General features: G+C 68.0%; 10 protein-coding genes. 6 read left to right on the forward strand and 4 right to left on the reverse strand.

The window, feature by feature from the left end; translation table 11 throughout:
- Nucleotides 1-442: 442 nt before the first annotated feature.
- Nucleotides 443-601, reverse strand: a complete 159-nt coding sequence (locus BCD49_RS43395; protein ID WP_158072931.1) for a hypothetical protein — start codon at nt 599-601, stop codon at nt 443-445.
- Between the two features lie 439 nt (nt 602-1,040).
- The gene (locus BCD49_RS04910; RefSeq protein ID WP_007513517.1) at nt 1,041-2,624 is read right to left on the reverse strand and encodes a site-specific integrase; all 1,584 of its coding nucleotides are present in this window, start codon (nt 2,622-2,624) and stop codon (nt 1,041-1,043) included.
- Between the two features lie 291 nt (nt 2,625-2,915).
- Between BCD49_RS04910 and BCD49_RS04915 the strand changes: the two genes are divergently transcribed.
- From BCD49_RS04915 to BCD49_RS44810, 4 genes are all read left to right on the forward strand, one after another.
- A complete protein-coding gene (locus BCD49_RS04915; RefSeq protein ID WP_071041209.1) occupies nt 2,916-3,881 on the forward strand; it encodes a hypothetical protein in 966 nt (321 codons plus the stop codon).
- An 856-nt stretch (nt 3,882-4,737) separates the two neighbouring features.
- Nucleotides 4,738-7,191, forward strand: a complete 2,454-nt coding sequence (gene fxsT / locus BCD49_RS04925) for an FxSxx-COOH system tetratricopeptide repeat protein (RefSeq protein WP_071041210.1) — start codon at nt 4,738-4,740, stop codon at nt 7,189-7,191.
- A 222-nt stretch (nt 7,192-7,413) separates the two neighbouring features.
- Nucleotides 7,414-7,617, forward strand: coding sequence for a hypothetical protein (locus BCD49_RS44805; RefSeq protein WP_007513525.1), 204 nt, complete (start codon nt 7,414-7,416; stop codon nt 7,615-7,617).
- A 174-nt stretch (nt 7,618-7,791) separates the two neighbouring features.
- Complete coding sequence (locus BCD49_RS44810; RefSeq protein WP_007513527.1) at nt 7,792-8,433, forward strand: hypothetical protein; 642 nt, start codon at nt 7,792-7,794, stop codon at nt 8,431-8,433.
- A 289-nt stretch (nt 8,434-8,722) separates the two neighbouring features.
- On the opposite strand, the gene BCD49_RS43970 is transcribed toward BCD49_RS44810, so the two are convergent.
- Both BCD49_RS43970 and BCD49_RS43070 read right to left on the reverse strand, forming a co-directional pair.
- Complete coding sequence (locus BCD49_RS43970; protein ID WP_007513530.1) at nt 8,723-9,046, reverse strand: hypothetical protein; 324 nt, start codon at nt 9,044-9,046, stop codon at nt 8,723-8,725.
- A 1,279-nt stretch (nt 9,047-10,325) separates the two neighbouring features.
- Entirely contained in the window at nt 10,326-10,556 is a 231-nt protein-coding gene (locus BCD49_RS43070) for a hypothetical protein (protein ID WP_131803373.1), read from the reverse strand.
- A gap of 316 nt (nt 10,557-10,872) precedes the next feature.
- Between BCD49_RS43070 and BCD49_RS04950 the strand changes: the two genes are divergently transcribed.
- Both BCD49_RS04950 and BCD49_RS04955 read left to right on the forward strand, forming a co-directional pair.
- The gene (locus BCD49_RS04950) at nt 10,873-11,724 is read left to right on the forward strand and encodes a hypothetical protein (protein ID WP_007513534.1); all 852 of its coding nucleotides are present in this window, start codon (nt 10,873-10,875) and stop codon (nt 11,722-11,724) included.
- A 668-nt stretch (nt 11,725-12,392) separates the two neighbouring features.
- Complete coding sequence (locus BCD49_RS04955) at nt 12,393-12,578, forward strand: hypothetical protein (RefSeq protein WP_007507764.1); 186 nt, start codon at nt 12,393-12,395, stop codon at nt 12,576-12,578.
- Nucleotides 12,579-12,930 lie beyond the last annotated feature (352 nt).

Consider the following 12,930-nt stretch of genomic DNA (forward strand, 5'->3'; position numbering starts at 1 on the left):
GTACTACGGCGGCTCCGCCCCACCTCGCCGGTCGACGGTCGGTGCGCCTATCCCGACAGCCCGCTGGCTGCGAGCTTGCCCGGGAACCCGGACGAGGCGGTTCCCACGTTCACCATGTTTCGTTTGTCGGAGGAGGAGCCCGACTGTGTCCCAGCGGCATCGCCATGGGTACGCCGCAGACTTTCCCCGTGGCCTCCGGTTCGGCGGTTTCAGACCTCCCCGAAGTTCCCTCACACCCGGGTGGATGCTCGGTGYGCACCGCGACCGGCCCTTATCCACCAGATTTGAGCCGGCTCATTGTTTTAAAGGACGTAGACGTCGGTTCCTCGCGTACTCCTCTCCAACTCGCTCGCCAGGCCCGCACCATCTGGCAGTGCTGACACGTCCTGGCTTTGTCAGGGCTGCTCCCGCCCTTCCCGGCACCACCCGGATCAGGCTGCCCTCAGCTACAATCAACCTGCTGCGACAGGCTAAAAGCGAAGGTCTTCCACCCCCACTCGAAACACAGCGCCTCGTGGCGCACGAACMCGAACAGGAACGTCAACGCGACCACGACGCCGACGACCACGGTCACCAGACGGGCCGAACCGTCCGGAACCACCCAAGATTCTGAACACATGTTCGACTCGGAAGATCTTGTTTCAAGAGGCGCGGTCACGAGACATCACCCCTGGCCAGAACCCGGGTCGCAACCGGACGGACAGAGATTTCGGGGCCAGCAACCAAGATCAAACGGTTCGGATGCTGGTACACATGGTCCACAAGCACGAACCCGCTGCGGTGCAGCGGTTTCTCTGCAGCGATCAAGCCTTCCGAAGATCGCGAAGCGGCCGAGAATGGCATTTCCGGTGCCGAACCGGTGCCGTTGCGACCACAACTAATCCTGGGGCCTGGGCCGGCGGTTACGCATCGTAGCCATGGGTGGGGCGTGCCGGCGGTCTGGCCGGCTGTCCGTTCGTGTACTGCTCATTGATGTGTGCGGGGTGACGGATGATGGTGATGGGCTGTTCACCAGAAGGGTGCTGTCCGCCGGGAGCGTGTCAGAGGCCGATATCGAGTCCGTCGTTGTCCGGCGGGTCCAGAGTATTGCTATCTGGCGAGTCTGAGCTGTTGTCTGGCGACTCGGCGCTGTTGTGGATGTCGTCCCAGCCGGTCGGGCGGTTGGTGCGGGGAACGACGCGTGCGGCGGCTTCGGCGGCCGCACGGTCGGCTTCCTCGAACAGGGTGGTGTAGAGGTCACCGGTGATCTGGATGGAGGCGTGGCCGAGTAGTTCCTGGACGGCCTTCATATCTCGGGTGGCGAAGTAGGTGAGGCTGGCCGCGTTGTGCCGCAGATCATGGAATCGGATAGGTGGCAGTGGTCCGTTCTCGAGCGCCGCGCGAACGGAGGAGACGGGCATGCGATGGCGGTGGGCGAGCTGGTCGAGGTTCCAGCCTCGTTCGGTGTGCTCGCGGCGGATGGTGGTGTAGCGGGCGACGAGTCGGTCGAACCGCTGGCTGACCCCGTCTGGGTTGAGTGCTCGTCCGTCGGGGTGGGTGAAGGCCCTGCCGCTGTCGACCCAGGTCTCGCCGGTGGCGGTCCTTTCCGCGTGCTGGCGGGCCTGCCAGAGCTTCAGGACGGTGACGGTGTCCTGGTCGAGGGTGACGAGCCGGTCGCTGGCCGCGCTTTTCGTCTGCTCGTAGTCGTCGTCCAGGCCGTAGTCGTCGTCCTCGTCGTCGACGCCGGTGTCGTTTTTGAGGAAGTAGGCGGTGGCGGCGGTGAGGTCGACCTCGGGCCAGCAGAGCCCGACGGTCTCACCGCGGCGCGGGCCGCGGTGGGCGACGAGGTGCCACAGCGGGTAGAGCCGGTCGTCGGCGGCGAAGTCGAGGAACGCTCCGGTCTGCGCCGGTGTCCAGACCATGACCGGAGAGGGCAGGCGGCCGGTGCGTTCCCAGGCGGCGACGCGAGGGGCGGTCCACAGCAGCGCCCTACGGCGGCGGGGTGTGGGCCGCTCGGCGTACTGCGCGGGGTTCGCGCGGATCGGGAAACTGGGGCGTTGGACGGCGTCGTTGAGCGCGCTGCTCGCGGTGGCATGGACCCGGGCGATGGTGACGGCGCCGGGTGGGCGGCGCCGGGCCGGGTCGTCCCTGCGGGCTTCGAGCAGTCTGGACAGGAGGAACGACGGGCGCTGCCCTTTGTGATCGCGGCCGATCTGGCGCATCGCCTTGTACAGGTCGTCGAAGTGGTCGTCGCGTAGGTCGGTGAGTTTGAGATGGCCCAGGCCGGGTCTGAGGTAGATCCGGATGTGGGTCTGGTAGCCCCGCCGCGTCGAGGGCGCCAGGTCCGCCTTGTTCGCGATCCACCGGTCGAGGTAGCGGCCGAAGGTGAGGTCCCGGTTGTCGGGCGCGGGGCCGGCGGGGTTCACGGTGGTCAGCGAGTCCGCCAGGGCCTGATCGGCCTCCCGCTCGGTCTCGTAGGGACCGAACGAGACACGCCTGCGCTTCCCACTCGGGCCCGGGGGGACGTCGTGCACGAAATGCCAGCCGCCGTGGTCAGACCGCGCCAACCTGGGACAGCGTTTACCGAGCTCCTTCTTGCTGACCGGGTCCGTGCAGTAGCACCGCTTGAAGACCCTGCCCTTCATGGCGTGTCGCTCCGCGCCGCATGCCGCCGGATCGGGCCTGGAACCGCCTGGTCGTAGCTGCCGTCCCTCGGACCGCTGACAGGGTCGGCCGGACTGTGTGGTGAGGCGTTGTTCATAGACCGGCACGGTCGAAAGCGGTGACATCGCGATCGTCACCGTCACGGCCACCCTCACGGAAATCGCGCCGATTCGGTCACCATGACGGCCCTCGTGCGTTTGTCGCGCTACTTTCCGCCAGAGGGAAAGAGGCATAGCTTCTTTGTGGGTATTGTCCGGTGTATGGTTCGCGGCATGCCTTCCGATGGCGCCGTCAAGTCCCTGCTCCGAATCGAAGTCGAGATCCTCGTCGAGGTGATCGACGAGGATGCGTTTCGTCAGCTGGCTCTCGACGACATTGACGGGCGTATCTATGTCAGCACCGATGACGGCGTGTCGCCCGAGGACGCCGCGCAGGAGGCCCGCGCCCAGGTACGCGCCGATCTCGCGGACGCCCTGATCGAGATCCTGGACCCCGAACTCCTGGTCCACAACATCGATGCCGTCTCGTCTCGCGGCACCACATGCTCGGTGGTGCGGCACGACGGCCATAGCGCGCGAGGAGCCCTGTCCGGCACGGACGACGACGAGCCGTCGCCGGACTTCGGCGCGCTGTTCGCCTGCTGCACCTGTCGACAGGAGTCGTGCGAACGGTGCGCGGGTTTCCAGCTGACGCCGCGGACCGCCGCCGTCCTGTACACGGCTCTGGAGATCCTCTCGGACGAGGCCTACGACGACGTCGAGAGACACGGCGACGACCCCGTCGACGACGGCGACTTCTGGCTGATCTTCGACGCCTACCCAAGGATCACCTACCGGCAGGACGCTGTCTGGCGCCGCCAGGCCGCCCGAACCTTCGACGACCTGGCCGATGACCTCAAGGCCGGCAGGCGGCCCTCCCCTCGCTGCCCGGGCGAGGAGATGGCCCTGCACCTCGCCCTCCACGAGGCCWCCGCCCTCCTCGACGACCCCGACATGATCACCGGAAGTGTCGAGCGGTTCCCCCCGCATCCTGGCGACTACGACTGGGACACCTGCGTGGATGCCATGTTCAAGGACACCGAYATCCTTGGCCTGCTCGACCCGTCCAGGGACKGGATGGAGGATCCGGACGACCCGGTGAACCGGGAGCTCGGGATCGGCGACTACCGGCCGTCCGCCTGGTTCCAGACCTTCCGCGCCAGGAAGCCCCGCGACGGGCGACGCCCGTTCCGCCGCTAGGCACCGACGGCCGAATCGCAGGATCGACCCTGAGGCCAGACATGCGTGTTGCTGGTGGAAACGGTTTGGTGGTCAGGCTGTCCAGTCTTGCCAGCTTAGGCCGGCAACCCGGTTGAACTCGGAGGTGTTGGCTGTGACGACGGTGACCCGCGCCGTAAGGCCTGGCCGGCGATCAGCAGGTCGTAGGCGTCGATCGGTCTGCCGTCCTTCTCGAGTACGGCGCGGATCTGGCCGGCGGTCCGGGCGTCTTCGTCGCCGAAGTCCAACAAGTCCAGGCCGCCGGAAAGCGGCACACACAGACAGCCGCCGTTCTCCTGGAACCGGGTGCTCTTCGCCACGCCTTATCAGAGCTCGAAGGCCACGACCGACGACAGCGCAAGCCAGTTACCCGACGCCGCATTGCCTGATACCGATCCCGCACGGCGGCGACCTGTTATGCAGCAACGCGATGACGGCGTTGGCGTCGAGTACACAGGTCACTCGAAGATGTCCTCGTGCACAGGGGTCGGCGGCTGGTCCCTGCCGTCTCCGAACAGCGGTACCTCGGCGAACCAGTCCAGGTCGCAAACCAGGCGTCGACATCCGAGGCGATCGGCTCCAGCAGCCCACCACCCCACCGTGCCGGACACGCACCTGATCACCGAGCAGCCGGGATTCCTTTGGCACGAGGGCGCCAGCAGCGACGTCGCCTAGTACAGGGGGCCTGAAATCTGGCCGAGGATTCGATGAGTAATGCGGCGACCTCCGCAGCCTTCTGTCACTATGGGGGACGTCGAAGATCGTGACTGCGGCGGCTGGCGCGGGCGAACCTATCTCATGCGCCAGTCGCGTGGGTGAGGTCGTAGCGGGGGCGCGGATGGATCGGCGGGGCTTCTTCATTTCGCATGCCGGCGCCGATGAACTGTGGGCGCAATGGATCGGCCAGCAGCTTGTGGGCGCCGGGTTCAGCGTCGAGTTGGACGTATGGGACTGGCAGGCGGGTACGAACGTCGTTGGCGCGATGGCCCGCGCGTTGGAGCGCGCTGACCGGGTGCTCGCGGTCTACTCCCACGCCTACTTCGCCGGAAGGTATTCGCAGGCCGAACATGTAGGCGCCTTCGCCAGCGGCATCGAGGGACGGATCGTGCCGGTGCGGGTCGACGACTGCACGGTGCCAGGGTTGTACGCCTCGTTGAAGCGGATTGAGCTGGCGGACACCGACGAATCGACGGCGCGCGAGCGGCTGCTGTCCGCGATCTCTGGTCCGGTCGGCAGGCCTATCGGGCCGGTGGGCTTCCCCGGTCAGCCGCAGGTGGCGATGGCCGCGGGCGACGCAGAGTTTCCGCACCGGCTGCCGGCGGTGTGGAGCGTTCCGCCACGCAACCCGTTCTTCACCGGCCGGGACGTCCTTCTGACCTCCCTGAATGACCGTTTGCATCGTCGAGGGCGAGATGGGGCTGGCTCAGTGGCGGTTGTGCCGCTCCAGGGCATGGGCGGGGTAGGCAAGACCCAACTTGCGATCGAGTACGCGCACCGTCACGCGAGTGACTACGGGGTGGTCTGGTGGATCAGTGCGGACGACCCGGTCGTCGCTTCCRCCGGGCTGGTGCGTCTCGCCGCGGCCTTGTCGCTCCCGGCGGAGGGGCCCGCCACCGAAGTTCTGAGAGTGCTGTGGGCCAAGCTCGCGGCCCGCGACGACTGGCTGCTGATCTATGACAATGTCGACGACCCATCGAGCGTGGCGGGGCTGCGTCCCCCGCAGAACGGACAGCTGGTGCTGACCAGCCGGGACCCGGCGGCGGGCCGGATGGCTGACCTTGTCGAGATCGCCGAGTTCGACCGCGCCGAGTCCGTCGCGCTGCTGCGCCGCCGCTGCCCGGCGCTGACCGAGGTGCAGGCCGGCGAGGTCTCCGCCGCGGTCGGGGATCTGCCGCTTGCGGTCGAGCAGGCCGGCTGCTTCCTCTTCGACACCGGCCTGGGAGTCGCGGACTATCTGTGCCTGCTCACTGCCCAGCCGGAGCAGGCGGGGCTATCGGACCCGACGATCGAGCAGCATCCGGGTCTCGTCGCGGTGGTTGCCGCGAGTCGCGAACGTCTGCACGTGGCCAGCCCGCTCGCCGCCCACCTGCTCGACCAGTTGGCGTTCTGCGCGCCTGAGCCACTGCCGCTCACTCCCACGCCCGGGTCGGGTGTCAGCGCTGAACCGGGGCGATTCGGAGTCCAGTTCGGCGACATCGCGACCACGGCCACCGTGGTCCGGCACATCGCCCGCCTCGGCCTGGCACGTCACACCGGCACTGTGCTGCACGCGCACCGCCTCGTCCACGGCCTGCTGCGCGCCCGCCTGTCCTCCACCGAGCAGGTTCACGGCCGCCGCTCAGCGCGCAGGCTGATCGCGACCGCGTCCCCAGGCGACCCCGACGACCCGGCGGCCTGGCCTGCCTATGCCGCCCTCACCCCGCATGTCCAGGCGCTCGCCGGAAGCGCCCGTGATGACCCGGCAGATCCGGACGACGTACCAGAACCCTTCTGTGCGCTGCTGCTCGCTGTCACTCGCTATCTGTGGGTTTCTGGGCAGAACCCCGCCGGCCGTCAACTCGCGGATGCCGCGCACCGTTACTGGACCCGCGCTCTCGGCACCGATCACCCGGACACCCTGGCTGCGGCGAACAGCCTCGCGCTCTGCCTGTGGTCCCTGGGCGATCCCGACAGTGCCCGTGTGCTGGAAGAGGACACTCTCGCGCGCCGCCGCCGGGTCTTCGGCGACGACCACCTCGACACTCTGCGTTCAGCGAGCAACCTCGCTGTCTGCTTGCGACTGTCCGGCGATCTCGACGGTGCCCGCCTCCTTGAGGAGGACACACTCGCGCGCCGTCGCCGGGTGCTCGGGCCTGATCACCTCGACACCCTGCGCTCCGCGCACAACCTCGCCGGCTGCCTGTGGTCACTAGGCGACCCGCAAGTCGCCCGTGCTCTCTTCGACGACCTTCGGGTTCGATATCGACGGGTACTCGACGACCGCTTCCACCATCCGCGGTCGACCCACCTCTCCGCGGCGGAGCCGCGACCACTAGGCGAGACGGCAACGCCGCGCAACCTGTTCGAAGACACCCTCGCAAGGCGCCGCCGGGCCCTCGGCATTGATCATCCGGACACGCTGACGTCAGCGCACGACTTCGCGCTCTGCCTATCCGTGGCTGACGGTCCTGACGCCGCCCGAGCCCTGTTCGAAGACACCCTCGTGCGCCGTCGCCAGGCACTCGGCGATGCCCACCCCGACACCCAGGCAACCGCCCGGCAACTCGCCGCCTTGGCCTGCCTCGAGAACTAATGGAGAACCACCATCGACCGCGGCGATCGGTACGTCGCCGCGACGCACGAGCTCGACCGCGCGCCGRCGAAACTTCGGCGGGTGTGGGGCGGGTATGGTCGACCTCCCTGCAGCCGGAGGCCACCTCAGGCGAGGTGTCCGTTCTCAGGGGCCCAACTCACCCAAAGTAGGGCTGCCGTTAAGGACGCTCACGCCGGAGGAGTGTGACCGACGAGTACCTACGTGGGCCGCGGCGGTGGCTCGGTCGACGTGGCGGCCGATCTACCTGCCCTCCACAACGAGCTCCGGGCCCTCGCTCGCGGACGAGGGCTGCGGTCCGCGAACCTCGACGCCAGGACCGGGCCATTGCTGCGCCGCTACGCCGCACTCGACGACCTGTCCGGCGGCCCGCTGCGGTCCCGGCTGGTCGACTGGCTCGGAGAGTAGCTGGCGGCGCTGCCCGAAGACCTACGCCTGGTCACTGGCGTCGCCCTCGGCGTGGACCCGTGAGCCGGCCATCGGCTGTTAACGAAGCGGCTCAGCTGGCTCGCCGTCGACTTCGAGCGGGATCCGCGTGCCCTGCGCCGCCGTGGCCAGAAGGCCTTCCGCCTGCTGGCCGAGATGATCATCGCCGGTGACGGCCAGAACAGCGTTGGTCGGGAGGTACGCCGCCGGGACGTCGCCGTGGCACTGGACCCGACTGGCGGCAGGGGCCGCTGGTACGTGGAGCGGGTGTGGGCGCTGCTGCGGCTCGACGGGCCAACACCCGAGCTGCTCGAGACGCGGAGGATCGTCGTCATCAAGGACGGGCTCTCCGAGGTGGCGCTGTCGATGAGCCTGCCCCGCCCRCCCGACGCGCCGCCCAATCCCCGCGACCTCGGCGTGGAGGTGATGTTCGGCGGCCGGATCTTCCGGGTCGACCGGCGAGGCGACACCCTCTTGTCCCCGGTGCAGAGACTGCCGCGTCCGCTGGGTGCCGAAGAGCGGCACGAGTTCGGATTGGTGTGGCGGGTGCTGCCCGGGCAGCCGATGGTGCGGCACTATGCGATGGTCCCGAAGATCCGCTGCGACGCACTGGACCTGCGGGTACGGTTCCCCACCGGTGCCGACCCCACGGTGCGGAGCCTCGACGGGCTGCCGCTGCGCGCGGTCGAGGACCGCGGCATCGAGCTACCACCCATTCCCGTGGACGGCGCAGGCGAGGCGACCGCCCACTTCACCAACCTCGCTCTGGGCCTGTGCTACGGCCTGCACTGGACGTAGCAGGTGGCGCTGCGGGCGATTGACCAGGCGATCGGGTTGTCCGCTGTCCTACAGGACGCCGGTCATCGGGTTGTCGCGTCACTGGTCGACCTAGCGGATGTGGCCGAGCACGACCCCGGGCTCTTCTCCGACCAACGACCCTGGCGGGCGATCGCGGAGACCGGAGCGCCGGCCTTCGTGGCGGCGGTTGCCCCGCCGGCGCGAAGGCTGTGCGCGCTGTAGGTCTCCTTGCCGGCCAAGTCCGCGCGGATGACGGCGTGGCGGATGCCCTCGCCGGACATCGGCCGGGTCAAGATCCAGCCGCGCCGGTCAATGGCGCGCAGCAGCGGCCCGTCGGTGATGCCGTGCTCGGCGAGCAGCGCCCGCCAGGCGCGGACGGCCCAGACGGAACGGTGTCCGGGTGGGAGCCGTAGGAGAGGGCGACCTCGGCACCGAGCGCATCCTGATCGGTCTTCGAGATACGGACGTAGTCGAGCAAGCCCTCGTCGACCTCAGTGACGTCGGTCAACTCGAGCGCGGCGAGCTCGCCGCGGCGGCCCGTCATCGCCACGCCGAGGACGAGCAGGACGCGGTGGCGCACGCCGAGGGTGGTGTCCGGGCAGGTGGCGACCATTGCGCTCAGCTGGTTGCGGGCGGCCGGCGGGCCTTCTTTACCCGGTCGCCCGCGGCGGCGCGGGCGCAGCGGGCGCCGCGCGGCACGAGTCGGGCGGCCTGCAGGTCGGGCGCCACCAAGCCGCGGCGGCGGTGGGGGTGCGGATCGCCGAGAGGGCCTTGGACGCGGCGATGCCCCCAGGTCGGGTTGTCGGAGCCGGGCGGACCACCAACGTCGGCAACTCGTCATCCACCGGCGGACCGACCCACCCGATGCGGGTAATTCCACGGTCGACGAACCGGACGGCGATGCCAGGCCAGCGGCGGCGTCGGGGTCACCAACCGACACGACGTCCCGAGGCCGCTGCCGGGCCAGCGCGGCCAGGACCGCGCGGTCTGGCCCGGTGAACCGGGGACATCCGACCTGGCGTCGCAGCACTACAACTTCGTGGCGCAGCACCAACAGTTCGGTCGCGCTCGCTACGTCGCCGCGGGTCAGTAGGACGAGCCAGCCGAACACCTGCACCGTGGCCAGATACACCATCGCAGCACCATGAGCCACGATCGCGCGCCATGAGGCCTGGCGGCAAAGCCGCAAGTCAACGGCCCGAAACCGAGTTCAGGCACGATACAGGCCCTCGCATCGCGCACGTGACCTGTCCCGGTTACCTCAGGAAGCCGAATGCCGCGGCGTCCGGGCTGCGGTTATTTCGACACCCGGTGTCATTGTATTTTCGGCACGAGGTGTCACGATGATTTTGACCTCGACGTCACTATTGGCAGATCGATCAGTCATTCGATATATCGACTTTGTGGCACCCGGGGTGTCGGTGGCACCATCGGGCCGCCGGCCTGGCATTTCAGCCGGCTAACCAGCCACGGATCGACTCGAGCAAGCCGCCTGTTATGAGCCGGCTACGTGTCGAACGTCCCACAACGAGACGGTGCGCGGCGTCACGCTTGCCGACGTCCGAATAGTGTGCGTATCGTGAGGCCTGGTCGAGCATGCGGGAGTACCGCGGGACTACGCGTTGACTACCGCTGCTCGCTACTCAGCAGTAACGAATGGCGCCGGGCATGACCCCGGCGCCTTGCTGTACTTACCTCGAGACAGGACCAACGATGTTCCTAACCCCCGAGCACCGCCTGGCCCCCAGGCCGTCGGCGCAGGCGAGGTACGCGCCTCGCGCTCGCCTACCGAATGCTGGCCACTGCGCGGTGGGTGCCGCACGCTGACCTCGGGCGCCATCGCAGCAGAGCGCTACGGCGCTTCGCTGGCCTTCGAGAAGCTCCGTCGCCAGCTAGTGGTTGAGCGGTGTCACCAACAGGCTGACGAGCAGGGCCGCGACCATCAGGGCCGCGACGAGATACACCGCTGCCGGAATACGGCCCGCGAACGGCAGCTCCGCCAGCAGGGCATGACCGTCGATGCCTGCGTCCATCGCCTGACCGCCTTCACCACCGGTCGAGGCCGGCTCACTGTGCGACGTGCCGCAGTTCGTTGGAGCCGATTTGATGGATGTCCCTGCCATGACGGCTCTCCCCCGTGAAAGTCCCTCGCGAATGCCACCGCGCCGAAGCCCTTTGCTGCAGGTGCAGTTTGCCAGACAAACAGCCCGGGGTGCAAGAACAACTACAGACGGTATTCAGATTCTGGTCGAGTCGGTGTCGACAAAGGGGCCGTACCAGCAGAGACTGCCAAGCCCCCAAGAGCTTGTCGACTACGCGACGTGATCGGAATCGATGTGGATCCTCCGCTGGCCGGAGGCGTCTCAAGCCCTGTCCTGCAGGCGATGTCGATCCAGCGGAGCACTTTCATGATCTCCTCGGGCCAAGAGGTGGACAAGAATGAGTAATGATGCGCGACAAGTGGACTGGGCCCGCGCGCGCGACGTGATCACCTTCATCTGCACGATTGGTACGAGCGTCGCCGGACTCAGTGGCTGGACCGGCGGCGCGGCCCAGGTAGTACTACGCGCCATCGCGGCAGTCTCGGGCAGCTATTTTCTGTGGTTGTTGCTCCGATACTTCAGGCTCACTCGCAGCGGCACTCGCGCGTCGCTCAGCAAGGAACTCCGCCAGCTTGAGGGCGACATCGTGGACACCATCAGTCGGCAGGCCGAAGCCAACGAGGAGAAGGTGCACGTCCAGCTGACGATCGGCCTGGATGACAGCGGCGACAGGGTCGACGAGACCGTCGAGGTCGATCCGAACCCGCAGCTAGTCGCCCGCATGATCCGTCCGATCACGACTTTCGGTAGCAAGCCGCCGAAGGAACTGTCCGACTTCGCCTTCGACGCCAGGGTGGACGACAGCGCGAACGGGCCAGCACAGGTTCGCTCTACAGCCCTCGAGATCAAGGGCCAGCTGTACGTCTGGCTGATCTTCAAGCCCACCCTGACCAAGCCGGTGACCTGGCACTGCAGCTACACCCAGCGGGCACTATGGGCGGACCTCAGGAAGAGCGGGCACGACAGGCTCGTGTGGAACGACGACATGCCCGCGAACGGACGCTCACCCATGACCGACTTCCACGTCTCCTTCGCGTTCAAGGATCCAGGTTTCCGACCAAATGTTCGAGAGAAGAACAGCTTCGGCGTCTGCTCGGCGCCCCGCCGCGAGAACGACGGGTCATGGGTCATCGACTGGCAAGACCCGAGCCCACAGGGCAGGCGCTACGAGTGGGAAATCACGCGCTAGAGGATTCGGAAACCTGGCCCGCCAAGAAGGATAAGTTGACCAACACGGTGGAAGGAGACCGACCATGAGGCAGCGCAACCGCGACGTGCCAGCCGGAGGAGAAGGGGGCACCCGCACTGTGGGCCACCCCGATGTCCCCGGTGTAGATAGGCCCTAACGTGTGGTCGGTGAGCGCGGCACCGCCGCGCTCACCGACCACAGCAGCGTTCCTCCGGCTACAAGCTCATCGCGGTGTTGACCTCCGCCTTCGCACCCACCCTGCCAGACCCCGCAGGGCCGAAGGCTCATCGACGAGCACGTGGTCACCTCGCTTCCCAGCGCCCGCTGGCTCGTCACGCGTACCCCGCGCAGCGGCGCGGGCACGCCGGCCGGCCGGCCCGCCGCTCGTCCTCGGTGATCCCGACCTCGATCTGGACTTCGCCGACCAGGTGCCGTTCATCCTCTCCCTGCGCTGTGCCCGGCCGGAACACACCGAGATAGAGGCGCGGGAGGTCGCCGGGCTACCCTACTCGGCGCACACCCGTTCACGGGCCGGGACGCCACCCGACAACGCCTCCTCGACACCGCACGGCCCAAGGTCCTGCACGTGGCCACGCACGGGTGTGGGGTGCAACTGGACGGTCAGAGGCGCCGATCTGGGCAAATGACGCATCRGGGATCATGACGGCATGGTGTCGACGGTCGTGTTCCTGCTGATCCGGAGGCTGCTCGGCGTGGCCGGTCTCGGGGGCCGTCCTGATGAGAAGGACGTCGAGATCGCCGTCCTTCGCCACCAACTGGTGGTGCTGCGTCGCCACGTCGCCCGGCCGCGGTACGCCCCGTCCGATCGGATGCTGCTGGCCACCCTGGCTTAGCTCCTGCCCCGTCCGCGCTGGTCGGCGTTCCTCGTCACCCCCGCCACCCTGCTGCGTTGGCACCGCGAGCTGGTCCGCAGACGGTGGACCCAGCCACAGCAGCATCGCGGTCGCCGGCTTGAGGACGCGACGATGCAGTTGGTCCTCCGCTTGGCCCGGGAGAACCCGCGCTGGGGCTACCTGCGCATCGTCGGGAATGCCGCAAGCTGCAGGTCCAGGTATCCGCCGCCTCGGTTCGCGCTCTCCTGCGCCGCCACGGCCTGGGCCCGGCACCCCGCCGCGSCGCCGGGCCGAGCTGGTCACAGTTCCTGCGCGCCCAGGCCCGTGGCGTGCTGGCCTGCGACTTCCTCAC

Origin of the sequence: Pseudofrankia sp. EUN1h, from assembly GCF_001854645.1 — a bacterium.
Classification (GTDB): domain Bacteria; phylum Actinomycetota; class Actinomycetes; order Frankiales; family Frankiaceae; genus Pseudofrankia; species Pseudofrankia saprophytica.